General features: G+C 35.1%; 18 protein-coding genes. 11 read left to right on the top strand and 7 right to left on the bottom strand.

Annotated elements, in window-relative coordinates; genetic code table 11:
• Positions 1 to 4 precede the first annotated feature (4 nt).
• Positions 5 to 469 carry a TIGR02530 family flagellar biosynthesis protein gene (locus tag BALOs_RS12690; protein ID WP_114705574.1) on the top strand — a complete coding sequence of 155 codons (465 nt, stop codon included), beginning with the start codon at positions 5 to 7 and terminating at the stop codon, positions 467 to 469.
• Between the two features lie 131 nt (positions 470 to 600).
• Positions 601 to 1,881 (top strand): flagellar hook protein FlgE, encoded by a 1,281-nt coding sequence (locus BALOs_RS12685; protein WP_120405372.1) that lies wholly within the window; start codon positions 601 to 603, stop codon positions 1,879 to 1,881.
• 73 nt (positions 1,882 to 1,954) lie between these two features.
• Here the strand turns inward: BALOs_RS12685 and BALOs_RS12680 are convergent, their stop codons facing one another.
• A complete protein-coding gene (locus tag BALOs_RS12680) occupies positions 1,955 to 2,296 on the bottom strand; it encodes a hypothetical protein (RefSeq protein ID WP_120405371.1) in 342 nt (113 codons plus the stop codon).
• A 96-nt stretch (positions 2,297 to 2,392) separates the two neighbouring features.
• Positions 2,393 to 2,827 (bottom strand): hypothetical protein, encoded by a 435-nt coding sequence (locus BALOs_RS12675; RefSeq protein ID WP_114705571.1) that lies wholly within the window; start codon positions 2,825 to 2,827, stop codon positions 2,393 to 2,395.
• A gap of 120 nt (positions 2,828 to 2,947) precedes the next feature.
• Between BALOs_RS12675 and BALOs_RS12670 the strand changes: the two genes are divergently transcribed.
• The gene (locus tag BALOs_RS12670) at positions 2,948 to 4,114 is read left to right on the top strand and encodes a thiolase family protein (protein ID WP_120405370.1); all 1,167 of its coding nucleotides are present in this window, start codon (positions 2,948 to 2,950) and stop codon (positions 4,112 to 4,114) included.
• Positions 4,115 to 4,158: 44 nt separating this feature from the next.
• Positions 4,159 to 5,217, top strand: a complete 1,059-nt coding sequence (locus BALOs_RS12665) for a Crp/Fnr family transcriptional regulator (RefSeq protein WP_120405369.1) — start codon at positions 4,159 to 4,161, stop codon at positions 5,215 to 5,217.
• Positions 5,218 to 5,219: 2 nt separating this feature from the next.
• Here BALOs_RS12665 and BALOs_RS12660 read toward each other — a convergent pair whose 3' ends face one another.
• Positions 5,220 to 6,752, bottom strand: a complete 1,533-nt coding sequence (locus BALOs_RS12660) for a hypothetical protein (protein WP_120405368.1) — start codon at positions 6,750 to 6,752, stop codon at positions 5,220 to 5,222.
• A 167-nt stretch (positions 6,753 to 6,919) separates the two neighbouring features.
• On the opposite strand from BALOs_RS12660, the gene BALOs_RS12655 reads away from it, so the two are divergent.
• From BALOs_RS12655 to BALOs_RS12640, 4 genes are all read left to right on the top strand, one after another.
• Positions 6,920 to 7,720 carry a GYF domain-containing protein gene (locus BALOs_RS12655; protein ID WP_120405367.1) on the top strand — a complete coding sequence of 267 codons (801 nt, stop codon included), beginning with the start codon at positions 6,920 to 6,922 and terminating at the stop codon, positions 7,718 to 7,720.
• A gap of 6 nt (positions 7,721 to 7,726) precedes the next feature.
• Positions 7,727 to 8,461, top strand: a complete 735-nt coding sequence (locus BALOs_RS12650) for an alpha/beta fold hydrolase (protein ID WP_114705566.1) — start codon at positions 7,727 to 7,729, stop codon at positions 8,459 to 8,461.
• A gap of 46 nt (positions 8,462 to 8,507) precedes the next feature.
• The gene (locus tag BALOs_RS12645; RefSeq protein ID WP_162929686.1) at positions 8,508 to 8,972 is read left to right on the top strand and encodes a hypothetical protein; all 465 of its coding nucleotides are present in this window, start codon (positions 8,508 to 8,510) and stop codon (positions 8,970 to 8,972) included.
• A 61-nt stretch (positions 8,973 to 9,033) separates the two neighbouring features.
• Positions 9,034 to 10,941, top strand: a complete 1,908-nt coding sequence (locus BALOs_RS12640) for a serine/threonine-protein kinase (protein ID WP_120405365.1) — start codon at positions 9,034 to 9,036, stop codon at positions 10,939 to 10,941.
• Positions 10,942 to 11,030: 89 nt separating this feature from the next.
• Here BALOs_RS12640 and BALOs_RS12635 read toward each other — a convergent pair whose 3' ends face one another.
• Positions 11,031 to 11,777 carry a hypothetical protein gene (locus tag BALOs_RS12635; protein ID WP_120405364.1) on the bottom strand — a complete coding sequence of 249 codons (747 nt, stop codon included), beginning with the start codon at positions 11,775 to 11,777 and terminating at the stop codon, positions 11,031 to 11,033.
• Positions 11,778 to 11,940: 163 nt separating this feature from the next.
• Between BALOs_RS12635 and BALOs_RS12630 the strand changes: the two genes are divergently transcribed.
• Entirely contained in the window at positions 11,941 to 12,573 is a 633-nt protein-coding gene (locus BALOs_RS12630; RefSeq protein ID WP_120405363.1) for a hypothetical protein, read from the top strand.
• Here BALOs_RS12630 and BALOs_RS12625 read toward each other — a convergent pair.
• On the bottom strand, positions 12,568 to 12,999 hold the full coding sequence (locus tag BALOs_RS12625; RefSeq protein ID WP_114705561.1) for a hypothetical protein: 432 nt from the start codon (positions 12,997 to 12,999) through the stop codon (positions 12,568 to 12,570). The genes BALOs_RS12630 and BALOs_RS12625 overlap by 6 nt on opposite strands.
• Positions 13,000 to 13,271: 272 nt before the next feature.
• Here BALOs_RS12625 and BALOs_RS12620 point away from each other — a divergent pair, with 272 nt between their 5' ends.
• Positions 13,272 to 14,189: a YihY/virulence factor BrkB family protein gene (locus BALOs_RS12620; protein WP_114705560.1), complete on the top strand. Its 918-nt coding sequence runs from the start codon at positions 13,272 to 13,274 to the stop codon at positions 14,187 to 14,189.
• Positions 14,186 to 15,589: a hypothetical protein gene (locus BALOs_RS12615; protein WP_120405362.1), complete on the top strand. Its 1,404-nt coding sequence runs from the start codon at positions 14,186 to 14,188 to the stop codon at positions 15,587 to 15,589. Before BALOs_RS12620 ends, BALOs_RS12615 begins: the two co-directional genes overlap by 4 nt.
• Here BALOs_RS12615 and BALOs_RS12610 read toward each other — a convergent pair.
• Both BALOs_RS12610 and BALOs_RS12605 read right to left on the bottom strand, forming a co-directional pair.
• The gene (locus BALOs_RS12610; RefSeq protein WP_120405361.1) at positions 15,586 to 16,434 is read right to left on the bottom strand and encodes a class II glutamine amidotransferase; all 849 of its coding nucleotides are present in this window, start codon (positions 16,432 to 16,434) and stop codon (positions 15,586 to 15,588) included. The two genes, BALOs_RS12615 and BALOs_RS12610, sit on opposite strands and share 4 nt — an antisense overlap.
• 33 nt (positions 16,435 to 16,467) lie before the next feature.
• Positions 16,468 to 17,076 carry a TetR/AcrR family transcriptional regulator gene (locus tag BALOs_RS12605; RefSeq protein ID WP_120405360.1) on the bottom strand — a complete coding sequence of 203 codons (609 nt, stop codon included), beginning with the start codon at positions 17,074 to 17,076 and terminating at the stop codon, positions 16,468 to 16,470.

The raw sequence follows: 17,076 nt of genomic DNA, 5'->3' as shown, positions 1-17,076 counted from the left end.
ATAAATGGGAACTAAAGATATTTCAAATTTTCATATTCCAAATGTAAGCCAGGTCCCTGGTTCGAAGAAAGTTGATCTTCGTAACCGTCTTGGTAATGTTGGTGGAAACGAAGCGGCTCAATCTGAGTTTAAGAACTTATTAAACGATCAGATCTCAAACGAAAAGATTAATAGGGCCCACCAAATTGATCAGCTTGCACAAACTCAAGCTGAACATGGAATCAAGTTATCTACTCATGCAGCCAAGAGACTACAAGAGAGAAATATTCACGTTGATTCAAATGAATTTTTTAAGCTAAAGGATGCTTTCCAGAAACTTCAAAGTAAGGGTGGAAAAGATTCTTTAGTGATTACAGATAAAGCAGCTTATATCGTTGACGTACCAGGCAAGAAGGTTGTTACGGCCATCGATAAAGGAAGTATAGAGAGTAACGTTTTTACAAAAATTGATTCGACTGTATTGGTTTAAGATTTAATTAGCTGGTCCTAACGGAAGCTTAGTGTTTGCCTGTCGTTGTAAGCACATCAAAAAATCTTCACTCCATTTAGTCGTCTTAAGATCTAAACATTTAGATTTTGTTTTTAGTCTAGGAGGGACGAATGAGTATTTTACGATCTTTTAACATTGGTGTATCTGGTTTAAGCGCTTCAGGAGCGGGAATGAACGTTGTTTCAGATAACATTTCAAACGCTGGAACAAATGGTTTCAAAGCTTCACGTGCAGAATTCCAAGATGTACTTGCCGTTTCTCTTAAAGGTATTGAGGGTGGTGACCAATTTGGTGCTGGTACAAAACTAGCTCACATTAAGCCAATGATGACTCAAGGTGATGTTGCAAGAACTGAGTCAATTACTGACCTTGCAATTCAAGGTGATGGTTTCTTTAAAGTTAAAGCTCCATTTGGAAATGGGTTTACAAGAGATGGATCAATGCACTTTAACAAAGACGGTGAGCTTGTTAATAGTGATGGTTATAAAGTTCTTGGTTTCAAATCTAATGAAGATGGTGTTCTAACGAACAAAGAAGGTGAAATCAAGCTTGGAAATACAACGATCCCAGCTCAAGCAACAGAGAAGGTTAAGCTTTCAATGAACCTAGACTCAAGAGCTTCAGTAAAAGAATTCGATCCAAATAATCCAGAAGAAACTTCAAACTTTTCTTCTTCAATTACAGTATACGATAATGTAGGTACAGCTCGTCTTGTAACTGCATACTATAATAAAACATCAGATAACAACTGGACATATAGAATTATGGCAGACGGTGCGGATGCTCAAGGTGGTCAAGCTGGTACAATGGTACAAATGGCAGAAGGTCAACTTGTATTCAATGATAAAGGACAATTACAAGAAGAGATCGAAACATCTAACTCTTTCAACTTTAATAAAGGTGCAAGACAAGATCAGAAAATTTCATTTTCATGGGGTGAATCAATCGCTGAAGGTGGAGATGGTACAGATGCTTCTACTCAGTATGGTTCTGGCTCAGCTGTTGCAAGACACACTCAAGATGGTGCTTCAGCGGCAACTCTTGGATCTCTATCGTTCAACGATGATGGTATCCTTACAGCAGTTTATGATAATGGTGAAACAAGAGATATTGCTCAAATTGCTATTGCAAAATTTGATAATAATGAAGGTCTTTTCAAAATGGGGAAAAACCTTTTCAAAGAATCTAAAAACTCTGGTCAACCAGCAATGGGGAAACCAGGTGAAGCGGGACGTGGACAAGTTCTTTCAAAGTCGATTGAGCTTTCAAACGTTGATATCGCAAGTGAATTCGTTAATTTAATGACTTCTCAAAGAAACTTCCAAGCTAATGCGAAGACGATCTCAACTGCAGACAAAATGATGCAAGAGATCTTCAGAATCAAAGGCTAATAATACTCAAAATACTTCCTAATGCTAAGAAAAGAAAGGCCCTCGATTGAGGGCCTTTTTTATTTGTAAATAATTAGTTTCTACGATGGCGTCTTTCTTTAAAGACATGTGCACGACAACTTGCATGCATGATATTTGGATGATTCCTAGGCCCTGAGAATCGTTGAAAATCAAAGCTTGGAACTTCACATCCGAACTGACACTTATAATTGAATACTCTTTGAAATCCATTCGTGTATTTAATTGTGTACTGATAGTCGATAACAGACATACGTCTATGTGAATCGTTATAAATCTCACAATTTACAAATGGTCCCCAATTAATTTGTCCATCAATTACGCGATGGCGCTCTTCTTGGGCCCAGATTTTTTGTGTGAGAAAAAGTAGTAGTGCTAGGCAAAGTAGCTTTTTCATAAAAGTCCCTCTTTATTCAAAATAACTTATATAAAAATGCTAGGAGAGTTTTAAAACTATGGCAAGTAAACCTGAGTTAACTCTATGACGCATACCTTACTGATTAAGAAGTCGATCGGCCTTGATTGTTAGACCAACGTTTTCTCTTGTCACCTTGCAGTATATTTTTGTGCCTTTAAATTGCTCTTCTTTCCACATGTCTTGGTAGTCATTCCATTCACTATCTGCAAAGAATTGATCAAAGAATGCACCGATAGAATCCACAAGGCCTTCTAGTAGCTTTGTATGATCTGCGTCATCAGCTAGATCCATCGACGCAAAATATGTTGTTGCAGGTGCCGCTTCATTTGTAGCATCAACAAGGGAAGCGATAACAAGAACTTCACCTTTGTATAATTGGCCATATATTTCAAAAACCTTACTGGCGTCGACTAACTCATTGCGATATGTATCCTGAAGAAGTTCAAGTACTGAATCTGCCCATTCATTTGGTAGATCAATTAAAAACGGCCCATTTGTTCTTGAAAGCATTCGTATATCCTTTGAGTAGGGTGCTAATAAGTATTAAATCAATAGAAGATAATTAACAACGCACTATTTGTGTGTCAATATATCTGGACTTTAAAAAAGATTAAATCAAAGGAGACAATAATGAGTGTTTATATCCTTTCTGGAGCAAGAACTCCAAGTGGAAGCTTTTTAAGTTCGCTAGCACAAGTAAAAGCGACTCGGCTAGGTGCAGCTGCAATTGAATCAGCAGTTGAGAAAGCTGGTATCGCAAAAGATAAAGTTGATGAAGTATTTATGGGTAACGTTGTTCAGGCCGGTGTGGGTCAAGCTCCTGCTCGCCAAGCTGCTATTTTTGCAGGACTAAGTGAAGCAACTCCATGTACGACAATTAATAAAGTATGCGGATCTGGAATGAAGACAATCATCTCTGGTGCTCAGTCAATTATGACAGGTGATAACCAAGTTGTTGTTGCTGGTGGTATGGAAAATATGTCACAAGCTCCTCACTTATTAATGAATTCTAGAACTGGTGTTGCAAAGTTTGGTGCTGCAGAAGTTAAAGATGCTATGCAGTGGGATGGACTTTGGGATGTTTACTCTGACCAACCAATGGGAAGTTGTGCTGAAGAGTGTACAGAAAAGTATAACCTTTCAAGAGAAGCTCAAGATGCTTACTCAATTGAATCTTTTAAAAGAGCACAAGCTGCAATCGAAGCTGGAATCTTTAAAGATGAGATCGCTCCAGTAACAATTAAGGGCCGTAAAGGTGATACTGTTGTTTCTGAAGATGAAGGGCCATTTAAAGCAAAATTCGATAAGATTCCTGCTCTTAGGCCAGCATTCAAAAAAGATGGAACAATCACTGCTGCTAATGCTTCAACAATCAATGATGGAGCTGCCGCTGTTGTTCTTGCTGGTGAAGAATATAAGGACCAAGCTGATTTTAAAATCGTAGGTTGGGCATCACACGCTCAAGCACCAACTTGGTTTACAACTGCTCCAATTGAAGCAATGAAGAAGAATCTTGAAAAAACTGGATTAAATATCTCTGATATTGATGTATTTGAAATCAATGAAGCATTTGCTGCAGTTCCAATGGCCGCAATGGAAGAGCTGAAGATTCCACACGACAAACTTAATATTTATGGTTCAGGTGTTTCTCTTGGACACCCAATTGGAACTTCTGGAACACGTATTGTTGTGACACTTATGACAGCAATGAAAAATAAAGATGCAAAATACGGACTAGCTTCTATTTGCATTGGGGGCGGTGAAGCCTTATCATTAATACTAGAAAAAATTAAATAAATTTGCAGGACTTTCATGGTCCTGCTTTTTAAGTAGGACTATGGATGGCCCAAACGCAAAAGCAACATAAATCTGGTATCGTACGTTTCAAAGCAGGTGAAGTTCTCTTCAACCAAAACGATCCAGCAGACTCACTCTACATTATTCAAAAAGGTCAAATTAGACTCTATATCCCAAAGGGACAGGGTTTTGTTGAAATTGCCATTCTTCGCGCAGGTGAGGTTATTGGTGAGATGGCATACTTTGATGAAAAGGGTTCTCGTCGTAGTTGTTCTGCTGCTGCGATAGTACCTACAGATGTTGTTCGTGTAACCTTTGCAGCATTTGATAAAACAATGCAAGGCCTAAATCCTTGGTTTAAAACAATCGTTAATACTCTTGCTGATCGACTAAGAAAAACAAATGATCGTGTTAAGCAACTTGAAACCAACTCTGTCGGTTTTGGAAAAGATGGAAAAGTCGGTGAGTACGTTTTCTTTCATACAACTGATGTATTAAGAATTCTTGCGGGAATTTATCTTTCTTCTAAAGTACATGCACAAAAGGGTAAAGATGGTGCACATCGAATTCATATGAATTCGATTCGCTACTACCTCTTTGATATATTTGGTGTTGCTGAAATTAAATTTGAAGAGATGATTGAGCTACTAAAACGCGAAGGCTTAATTATTATGGAACCAGATAAAGACGGCCAAGAAAAACTAGTTAAAATTCCAGATCTTGATTCATTTCGTTTAATTGTTGCTTACGTTAATGGTGAAAAAGTTAAGACAGATGATAAGAAAACAAAGACCACTCGCAAGTGTAATATGATCTTAGCTCGTATGAAAGCACAGCTTCTTGCTAAGAATGTGACAAGCGGAAAAGCTTCTGTAAATTTGAGTGCCATCATTGATGATTTAAAAGAAGGACAGGCCATTGTAAATTCAGGTGATCTAAAACCTGCCATTGTCTCTGGTATTGTGGAAGATATTCTTGTTGATGATCAAGGTAATATGACAAATATGGTAAATGTTGATTCACTTTTTAAGATACTTCCTGGTCTTGTTTTTCAAGATGCTTGGCAAAGAATTAATGAAGAGAAGTCAGGCAATAGTTACTAAAACTATTCTCCAGTTGGGTAGAAGTTAACTTCAACATTAGCACCATCACTATAAACTGCACTTCCGTAGAGTTTTAGGAAGTAACCCGATTTGATTACAGAAGGGTATGCTGGAGTTGTATCTGATTCAGAAACGACTCTAATATTAAAGTTTGAGAAGTACTGAGGTTCAGATCCATTCATCATTAGCTTCCAACCATTTGATGAACTTTCAGAAATTGTACTTCCATTAATCTTTAATGATATCGAACCTAATTGTGGTTTTGCATCCAAGTGAACGTAACCGTAGTATTTCTTTGGTGCTTCATAGTAGTATTGAATTGTTTCTGGGTAAGTAAGTCTAGCATTTCCATGTAGTTGGATCATATGTCCTGTCTGAGGCTCTCCCGCTGTTGGTTCATAACGAGTATCTTTATTCGTCATAACACCGCGATATGTAAAACCACTTCCGGAACCTGTGTACTCAGGAATATTTACACCTGATTTTGTCAGAACAATTGTATCAGGATCAACTAATTTATTAGGGTCTGCAATTTTAATGAAGTTATACTTATGGGCAATAATGGCATCATCAATAGCGCTATTAACAGAACTAAATAACGATCTAAAGCTAGTATTACAAATATCTACTTGATCACCATTTGTTACTGAAGCAGGAATAAACGGATATCCACCCGTTAAGTTTGTATAGGCCGTACTTAAGACAGATTGACTTGCTTTTCGGTAAATCCAATTCTTTTCTCCATCTCCAACTTGTGGACAAGATGATGAACCAGGCTCAGCAGCTGCTGTAATTGAAATTAATCTCATCATTGTTGAATTTAGACGGTAGCTTCCAACTCCACTACAGCTAGCATTATATGTTGGATTTTTTGCCCCTGAATGAAAAGAGCCATCATAATTTCCACGCATACAAAGTAGGTCGTGTACTTTACCTTTCATATATTCTTCTGCAACAGGATGATTTCCTGGAAGACTATATCCTGTCTTATTCCAATTACTACTATCTTCATTAGACATGAGAATAATTAATGTATAGGCTTCGTCTCTAAAGACGCCATTTGATTGATTATTTTTAATAAGGTCATTGATTCTTTGGAGACCGGCCTCTCCTGTTCCACCTGCTGGTGGAAATTGACCAATCACTGTAGAGGCTTGATGTTTCGATATATTTTGAACACCGCCACCTGGTGAAGTTCCATCTTTTGAAAAGAAATATGTCCCGGCATTAACTCCACCACTTGAGACAAGCGGAGCAAGCATGACATGATAATCAAATCTTTCTGAAATATTATTTACGACATTATTTAGGGCCGCTTTTGTATTGTTATTAATGAATGTTGAACTAGATGTGTTGTCCCATACGAAGAGTAGGTCAACAGGTGGTTGAACGTAAGTAAAGCTTGTTCCAACTGTGCCAGCTCCAGTCTCTGTTTGTGGAGTGCTAAAACCATTAGAATTCTTTGGTGTAGCGAATTCTTCTTTTGCACATGAGGCCATTAAAATAAATGTTACAACCATTAATAACTTTTTCATCAACTAACTTATCGGTTTTAGTTTAAGAAAACTTAAAGAAAATTTCGGCCCCTTTTACTTAAGTATTCAAAAGCATTTAATGGTGGGAAAACGGCAATATTTGTCATGAATTTAGTTAATGATATCAAGAGGTTAAAATAGAAAAGTCTAATAAAATGGAGATTTAAATGGCGCAATGGTATTACGTTGAAAAAGGTGAGAGGGTAGGCCCCGTTGAAAATAGCGAAATTGAAAACCTTTTCAATAGTGGAAAGCTTAATGCTGAAAGTTATGTTTGGACAAAAGGTTATGATAATTGGAAGCATATCTCAGAAGCAACTGAGCTTGGTTATCTTTTGAATGAAAAAGTAGAAGATGCGCTACCTCCAGAATTAGATATGCCGCCAGTCATTGATGATCAAAATGTCGTGCTTTATAGTTGGGATGATCTGAAAGAAGACGAAAAGATTATTACAATTAAAATTGGCCAAGACCGTGGCGTTGATGAAGAAGTCGAATATGGCCCATTTAGTATAATTGATCTTCAAAGGGCCTATCAGCAAAATCGTATTAATGAAAAAACTCTTGCTTATATTCCTGGTGAAAACGAATGGTCTTATATTGCAAATACTCCAATTGCAAAAAAAATCTTTGGTAAAGCACCTCCTTTAATTACTGAAAGTGATGATGAAAGAAGAGAAAGCCGTCGTAAACCATTTGTTGCCAGAATGTTCTTTCATGATTCTCAACAAGTATTTGAAGGTGTTTGCCGCGATATTTCAGTTGGTGGAATGCAAGTTCTTGTCTCTAATTTTCCGTTTAATGTTGGTGATGAAATTACTTTAAATGTGCATCCAGAAAATTCAAATTACCACTTTGTTGCTTCAGGACTAGTTGTAAGACATTTAAGAGATAATCAAGGCTTTGCTTTACGATTTGTTAATCTTTCAGATGAAGCTGAAGATTCGATTCAAAAGTATGTAGGCTAATCCTTTATGAAGAGTTCGATTTATATTCGAGAATATTACGCGACTAAAGAGCCTCGTAATAATAAATCGAAAAAAAATATCATTCTCTTTCACGATATTGGTGGTGGCCATTATACTTTTGAAAATCTAATTCCATTAATGAATGATGAAGGAATTAATGTCGTTACATTCGATTACCTTGGGCATGGATTAAGTTCTGGTACACGTGGACATTTTGAAAGTATCGAGCAAATTAAAGGCTTCTTAACAGAATTACACACATCTAGTCAGATTGCTCAGTCTGAAGAAGTTTATACTTTATCAATTAATCAGGGAGCATTAGTGGCCTTGTATTATGCAACTTTATTTGAAAATGTTGCAGGAAATATATTTATCAATCCACGCTTAAGAGTTGAGTTAGATAAGAAATTTTCAACTGATTTATTCAAGAGCATACCGCTTCCAATTTCTAAACTTCAGCTGAATTTACGCAAACAAAGTAGTGACTTAACAGCAAATGGATTTATTACAAAAAAGTCGTTAATCACGTTAAATAAGCTATTAAAGAAAGTACAATTAGACATTTACTTTATGAAATGTCGAAATCTTATTTTTAGCAGTGATCGAAATAGTATTATATTTGAGACATTAATGAGCGAATTCCACGATGAAGTGGAGGTTCCAGAGATGAATTCAATTAAAATGATAAAAAAACAAGACATTATTTTTAAAGAAACTTATAATTGGTTATATGAAAATTAAATTTTTAAATCTGATATTAATTGCTCTGCTTTTTTCATGCGGTAATATGACAAAGAATTTCGTTAAGAAAGGGGATGCCTACATCAAGGGTGGAACTGCCGGTGGTGAGCCTTGGAGAGACTCTCTTAAGTTTCAGCGTATTTCTTGGTATTCAGATTTAAATTTAATGTATGACGTTTTCCTCGCCAAAATTGACCAGGATTCAAAGTTTTGGAAGTGGTTTTCTGAAAGTGAATCGAGAAGATTAAAGAAGTGTCATGCTGTTTATATCATGATCGACTTTAGCCTAGATTCAGATCGCATCTCACATTCAATGTTCTATAATCAAATCCTTTCAGATGACTTAACAGACATCGTAACAAATGACTTTGATTCGGCCCTGACAAATCATCCTGACTACAATAAATTTTTCTTGGCCCTCTATAAAACAAAAACTCTTTGTGCATCTCGTGATATCGGTGACTTAGAGATTAGTTTTCCTAATTACAGAACAAGAATTTTACATTTTTAGTTAATTTCTTCTCTAAAGTTAAACTATTAAAGTTCCGATAAATTGTTGAGGAGCTTTAGTAATGAGTGAAGAAAAGAAATTTGAAAGATTTGGCCGCTACCTAATTCTAGATCATCTAGTTGATGGTGGAATGGCAAAAATTTGTCGTGCAAGATTCCTTGGTGAACAGGCCGATAAAATCGTTGCGATTAAAATGGTCCAACCACAATTCTCTTCTGATGAGGCATTTCAACAAATGTTTATGGATGAGATTAAGACGACCTTTGGTCTTCTACATCCTAATATTGTACAGACTTACGATTATGGTTTTCATAATAATCAGTTATTCGTAGCAATGGAATATTGTGATGGACGTAACTTAAAGCAGTATATTGATAAGCTTAAAGAACACAATTACGTCTTTCCTGTTGAAATTTCAGTTTTCATTACGATTCAAGCAGCTCAAGGGCTCCACTACGCTCATACATTCACTGATAAACTAACAGGTAAGCCTGCTAATATTATCCACCGTGATATTTCTCCTCATAATATCATGCTAACTTTTGATGGATCTGTTAAAGTTATCGACTTTGGTATTGCAAAGTCTGAAACAAACTCTGAAGCAACTCAAGCCGGAACTATTAAAGGTAAACTTTCATATTTAGCACCAGAGTATTTAGATGGATTAGATCTTGATCCAAGATATGACTTATTTGCAACTGCTATTACACTTTGGGAAATGCTTTGCTCTAGAAAGCTTTTCAAAGCTTCAAATGACTTAGCAGTACTTAAAAAGATTCAAGAGTGTAAGATTCCAGTTCCATCATCTATTAATCCGATGGTTCCAAAAGAACTTGATAAAATCATTCTTAAGGCCCTACATAAAGATCGTAGCAAGCGTTATCAATCTCTAGAGGAGTTTGCTAGGGCATTAAATAAATTTCTATACTCAACATATCCTGATTTCAACTCTTCAGATTTATCATATTTTGCAAAAGAGTTATTTAAGGATGAGATTAAGACAGATCGTGAAAGAATGTTTGAATTTGGACAGATCGATTTAGGTCCATATATCAAAGATTATAAGGCAGAGAGTGAAGGTGGAGCACCTTCTCAATCGAGTGGCCCTCAGAATAATTCTGCTAAAAAGAGAAAGCAAAAAGAAGCTCTCTTTGAGTTAGATATTGATGAGCAGACAGATATTCAAGTTGAAGGTTCAATGCCTAAGCTTGATTTAGCCTCTAAAACGTCTAAAACAAAAATTAATACAATTGATATTAAATCCAATAAAACCAGCGCTGGTACGAAAATTAAACGTATCAAAAAGAAGAAAAAACCAGTTAAGAAGAAAAAGTCTTATTTAATTCACGTTGCTTCGATCGCTGCTCTTGCTGTTGGTGTTTATTTTGCTAAAGACCAGATCCCTTTCTTAGGTGATAAGCCAGTTGAGAATACAAAGCAGGCCGAGGTCGCAAAAAAGGGCTCAAAGAGAGAGCCAACAAGTAGTGTGAAATCTACGTTAACTTTAAAGAACTTTAATAGAAATAAAGATAAGCTCTATATTAATGGTGAACAAAAAGAAGTTGATGTTCTAAATCGCATTAAGTTATCAACTAACGAATTGATGACGATTAGAGTAGAAAAGAGTGGAAGAGAGCACTTCATTATCCACGATATTAGTCTTCAAGAAGGTGAGTCTCGAAGTATAAAGGTCGAGTCTATGCCGATTGCATACTATGGATATCTACAAACGAGTTCAGCTTGTTTAGTAGGAAAAGTTAGCTTTGAATTATTCGGTGAACAACGAGAAGAGAAGCTTCCAATTCGCTTTGTTCCAGGAATTCCACTTGCTACTGGGATAAATGCACAAGGGGATAGTGTCCCTAAGGAATATGAAGTTACAGTTGAAAGTGCTAAAAGCTCTGTTCCTTATCGTGTGAAGTTTGAGATCTCTAACTCAAAAGTTGTTGATCTATGTAAATTACTATAATGGTTTTCTGCTGTGCTACCCAAGAAATTGGGAGTGACCTATACGTGAGATTATTAAATAGAAGATGGCCCGTTATCGGGCCATTTTTATTATCTTGAAATTGCTTTAATTAATGTGGCTAGAATTGATTCTTGTAACTTCGAAATAGAAGAGATATTTGCCATAACCAAGAATGGGCTTTTGTAGATATTCCCACAAATAGTTAGCTGACCTTTATTCTCATCGTATTCAACAATTTGAAAAGGATTAACGAATTCTGATTCAAAGTGCTTCATAAGCTTCTCTTCGAATTCTTTTCCCTTTGTTGGATTTGGTACTCGCTCTCCATCAATTGTTATATGAACCAGGACTTTTTTGTCATTATTCTTTGATGCGTTTTCAATATCATTATAAATAAACTTAAGCTTACTTGCTCCAAGATTCACTTTGAAAATATGCCATAGTTCTTCAAAGAATGCAGTTCGATCATTTGGCCAAAGAGCTTTTAGATGATCAACGACTTCAAATAATTCATCCAGAAGAACAATATTATTTTGTAGTACCCAGTTTCCAGATACCTTCTCAAAGAGTTGAGCAAGACTTTCATTTGATTCTGATTCAAATTGATCTGGCCCGTTAAAGAAGTTTTGTGTCTCTTGCACAGGAGTGTGCTTAGATTCTTTAGTTAGGAAATTATGTATACTTTCTTCTTCAAGTTGCTCAGGATTGTAGAAAATGCAGTCAAATTTTTCATTTGATAACTCATCGAAATCCACAACTTTACTCTTTGAAGTGTTTCCAAGTTGTCTAATAATGATTTGATTCTGATTCTTGATGAAACCAATTTGGCGTTGCATTAAGTCCTCTCTCTGTCGTTGTATTCAAAGATATTAGCGAATTTACTTGCGATACGTCAATGTCGAGAGGCCCTTTGTGGCCTTATCTGCTCAAGATTTAACTAGAATAGGGGAATAATATGGATAGTATTGTTTCATTTATGGGAGTTGCTATAATTGACATATGTTGTCGATAAAAAGAATTCTCGCATTTTCAGCTTTATTACCACTTGTGTCAGTCAACGCACAAGATGCTTGGTTGTTTAAAGAATATTATGATGCAAAGAATGAGAAAAAAGAGGTTTCAAAAGATAAGGACCATTACGTTAAGAAGTCAGCTCTTTATCAAATTGATCTCAATGGTGATTTTCGAAGAGAATATATTGGCACTAAGATAGTGGATGGGATACCACATCTTACAATTTATAATATAAATCGTGAGCAGATATTTAATTATAAATTTCCAATTTCTGGTTTTGATTCGTATATATATCGTATAAGACGTCGAAAAATTAATAATGATAAAATGGCGATTCTTTTTTACTTATATGATGGAAAGACTAGCTATATTGATAAATACGGCTCTTCATCTCTTTGGGCGATGGTTGTTGAAAATGGAAGTCTTAAAAACCTAGAAATAAAAGAGCTAGGAAAAATTTGGACTGAAAATACCGATAACTTTGGTCATTATAAGAGAGCACATCATGTAAATTTTAAAGATGTTAATAGCGATGGTCAGCTAGATTTAATTATATCTAGTGGCTCTGTTCACAAGTATTTTTCACATATAAAGGGAGTTAAATGGCGTAACTTATGACGCCTTTTTAATATCTTCTTTTTCTTGTTCTTCTCTTTTATCAGCTAAACTTGTTACATTCGACTTATCTGGTGCATGTGCATCAGTCTTAAGCTTATCTGCATACGAGTCCTTATTAGCTCTAAAGAACGTATATGCACTAACAAATACTGGTAAGAGAATAAAGAATAGATAGAGTAGATTCTCTGAAGTTTTTGATTCTGTATATGATTCAACTTTTAAAAGATCTGAGTTATGTGTTCTTTCTTCTTTTTGGCCAGAAGGCTTTCTAGCTGGAGAAAAATCATAACCTTTGGCCTTAGACGGTTCAACTTCCTTATATTCTTCAATTGAAGATTCAAATGTATCTTCTACCGCTGGCTTTCTTGCGAAAGAGAATTGTGATGAAAGATATAAAAGTGAAATGGCCAATACTAATTTATTCATTTTATCTCCGTCCTAGAAGTGGTTGAATCCACACAATTATTTTATCATTTTATAGAAGAGAGTTTGAGGTGGTAATCTTGGCCTCTCTGGTTTTTAGAAAGATTCAATAATTGAGCCGATTAAGTTCACAAATTACTAATATTGCTTAGAAAATAATGAACATCGCCTAAGATATATTCGCAAAATTCCGATGATTAACTATATGAAAGCAAAGAAGCCGAGTCCCTTGGTCGGATAATGTGTTGATTAAGTTTGAAAGGGGAACTTAAGAAGTGAATCAGTTAAAGAAATATGTTACATCAGTTCGAGTCGATCCGGATAAGATCGAAAAGGACTTTTTAGATTTTTGTAAGTCTTTTACAATGCGATTCATTGCCTCAATATTTCTTTTTAAAAAGAGAAAGGGGGAGGTCGTTTCTGGAGCTACGACTTTTTTCACCATCTTAAGCTTCGGGCCAGCTGTGATGATTTTAATATCAATCGTTGGTGCTTTCTTAAATGATAACGATGTCGCTAAAAATCATATCATATCAATGATTTTTTCTAACTTTCCACAGGTTGATAGTTCGATCTTAAGCGCTGTAAGAGAGGTTGTCGAAGAACAGATTAGAAGTCCGTATGTCGATTGGCATCAGCTCGTATTATGGTTCTTTGCTTGTCTTGGTATCAGCACTTCATTTATTTTTGGTATCAATACATTATCAAAAGTTGATATCGATGGTGGAATGATTCAGGATGATTTACGCTCAGCTTTCTTTGGTATTTTCTTGGCCCTATTCTTTTTGGCCCTAGCATTCTTAAATGAGAAAAACCTCGTTGTAGGCTTATTAAGTGAAGTAACACAACATGCAAGTACGTTTTATTATATTATTGAGCTCTCTATACTGCCATTTACAATCTTAACCTTTGGATTAGTTTACAAATTCTCTACCCAAATTAAGGTTAGCTACAAAGATGCTCTATGTGGTGCAGCTGTTTTTATGATGTGCTTCTTTGCCGGAAAATCTACTTATTGGATATATTTACGTTATTTTAAAGAAGATCTAATTCAGGACTATGGGAGCTTTTATAACCTTTTAGTCGCTATGATCTGGATATATTTTATCATATGCTCATTTTATCTAGGAGCATGTTATACTTATGTACCAAAGATAAAGATTTTTAATAATAAGAAAAGAAGGTCGCGTTGAGAAAGGAAGATGCAATCATATTAATGTGTCATGAAGTTTGTGAGGACTTGCACATCAATAAGGTTCTTAGAAAGAACTTCTTTGCATATTTCTATTCATGGGTTTTCTTATCATATAATGAAGTAGAGAAGAAAGTTGATGAGCTTGATAAGTCTCAAAACTTCTTTGATCGCTGGAAAAGCTCATTTAAGTATCTAAATTCAATTTGTGATTACGAGGAAAAACTTCAGCTCTTTAGTCGCTTATTTGAAATTTTCGCAGTTAAGCTTAAAAACTCCAAAGCTCCAAAAGTATTGCATGAAGCCTTTGTATCATTAGAGATAAAAGATAAGGACTTTGAAAAACTTAAGGATACTTTCTATAAAATACAGTATTTTAGAAAATCAGGATTAAGAGACTATTCAAATGCTCTTTTATTTTCGTTAATGATCTCATATTCAAATGATGGGGTTTTAGATGAGTCTGAGTTTTCGTATTTAAGAAACTTATTAAGATCGATATGTGATCATATGCCAAATATACCAATTCATTCTTTTGATATTAAAAATGTATTAGCAGTAAATGCTTACTCTGAAGAAGAAATCAAGAAGCTTTCTCAAGAAGTTATCGCTGCAATTAAATCAGATGGTAACGTTGATAGAAAAGAATTGGCCGCTATGAAGTCTGTTATTAAGAAGATGCATCTAGGTGAATTTCATGATGATGAGTGGGAGACAATTGCGCCATTCTTATCTCTCATAATTCTACTTGCAGATGGCGAAATCTCTCAGAAAGAAGAGGATTGGTTCTTAAGTCATTATAAGGGCTTTGAAATCAAAACAATTGAGCAAGCTTTTTGGTTACATAGCATTTTGATTCAATCACCTAAAGTATTCAAAGATAATTATAAATTCATCAAAACAATTTCCGGTAGCAAAGGACCATTATTTGATATGACAAATATGTTATTTCTAACCTTTGCAAAACACTTCTTATCTCTTGATCAGAAGAGAATCGATGTACTTGCTGACTTTTTCAAAGATGGTAGAGAAAAAGATGTAATAAAAGATATCGATGAGATTGTTGCAGGAAAAGTTGTTGAAGAAGAAATTCTTTTAATTATAAACCTTGTCTTAAATGACCGTTATGATCTAAATAAGATTAATGAGTATTTAAATCAAAAGTATATTGAGAGAGTTTTTAAAGGGATTAAGAAAGAGGACTCAAAGCTTAAGTATTTAGCGATCTGTCATATTATCTTTGCAGATGAAGAGATCAGTTCTTCTGAGTATAAAGCTCTCTGGGATTCATTTAAAGAGTCTCGACTTGATCCTGAGTTACTTGAAACGGTACTATATGACTTTTCTTTATGTCGTATGAAAATTTATAAGATGGATAAGTATTATAAGTACCTATCTTAGTCTAATGTCTTTTTAAAAATCTTCATTTTATAATCGATACCTAGAATTTCCTTAGGCCCTAGATCAATCCAAATATTATCACCAGAGAGTGGTTCACTTGAAAAAATTAAGTGATTAACAAAGCCTGTTTTAGTTGGTGCTTCACATTCTGGAGAGTAACTACTACAAGTATCGCGATCAAGACATTTATTCTTGTATGTTGAGTAGTAGAGTTTCTTTCCACCGTTAAATGCTAACATTAGGTTCCCATTCGTAATAATGAATGAAACGAAGTTTTCTGTCGGTGGAGCATCTTCATCAAAATTTAAATCACCAACAATCTCTATTAGCTCATTAATTGCTTCGTTAATAATATTTGTAAACTCTTCGATATTTATTTCTTCAGCGCTTAAGTTTATATCTTTTGAGACCTTACTAAGTAAGAAATAGAATAGGGTTTCACTATCTGTGGTTCCTAGAATAAACTTTTGAAAATACTCAGGGATATGTTCAATAATTTTTTCTCTGTGCTTATCAAAGTTTTTAATATTTCCGTTATGGGCAAAAGTCCAGTGTCCATATTGAAATGGGTGAGTGTTTAGAATATTGGTTTCCCCAATAGTTGCCTTTCTTATGTGACCTAATACTGTTTGTGAAGAAACGACGCCAGATACCTTTTTAAAGATCTTATCTTCCAAGGCAGCAGATGTGGATTTGATAATATGTGGAGAGTTTCTAACATAGTATGCGACTCCCCAGCCGTGTGGATGTTCACGACTTTGCACTTCAAGGGCATTATCGGCCTGAACTAGACTTTGGTGAACTTGACTTAATATTACTGATCTAAATCCAAATAATCGACACATAGAAAATTCCTTATTCTATGTGTCTGATCGGATTTATCTGATAAAATTTAAAGTTGAACGCACATTTCTTCGGATAGACTCAATTTTTTCCTCTTCTGAGAAGTTAGCAACCTCTTTATTCATCATCTTCACAAAAGAAGACTGAGAAACTAAAGAGATAATGATTATATTGTGCATAATATTTCTAGCGGCCCATAGAAGAAGGGTCTCTTCTCCCTTGAAGTCGATCTCTTTCCTAATCATCTCCATGAGAATCTCTGTTCCTGGAGGACCTTTTTGTTCACCTGAACATGATTTAGGAATAATATCTTCTTCTAAGGGAAGATTATTTACTAGAAACATTTTCATTGAATTATAGAAAGTATTACTTTCTTTTTCAAAGTGTGAGTAGATTCTAACAGCACAATCTTCAGTTGATGTTGCAATAGAGTAGAGTTCTGTGAATTGAGACCTTAAGGTTTCAATATTGTGATTTAACACCTCAGCAAAAAGACCTACCTTAGATTTAAAGTGGTAGTTAATAGCAGATATATTTACGTCTGCTCCTTTTGCAATATCACGAACAGAAGTATTATCGTAGCCACTGTCTGCAAATAACTGACTTGCAACTTTTAATATGGTTTCTTTAGTTGAAATAGTCAT

The sequence above is a fragment of the Halobacteriovorax sp. BALOs_7 genome (assembly GCF_003612895.1).
Taxonomy (GTDB): Bacteria; Bdellovibrionota; Bacteriovoracia; order Bacteriovoracales; family Bacteriovoracaceae; genus Halobacteriovorax_A; species Halobacteriovorax_A vibrionivorans.
This window is presented reverse-complemented; position numbering and strand designations above follow the sequence as displayed.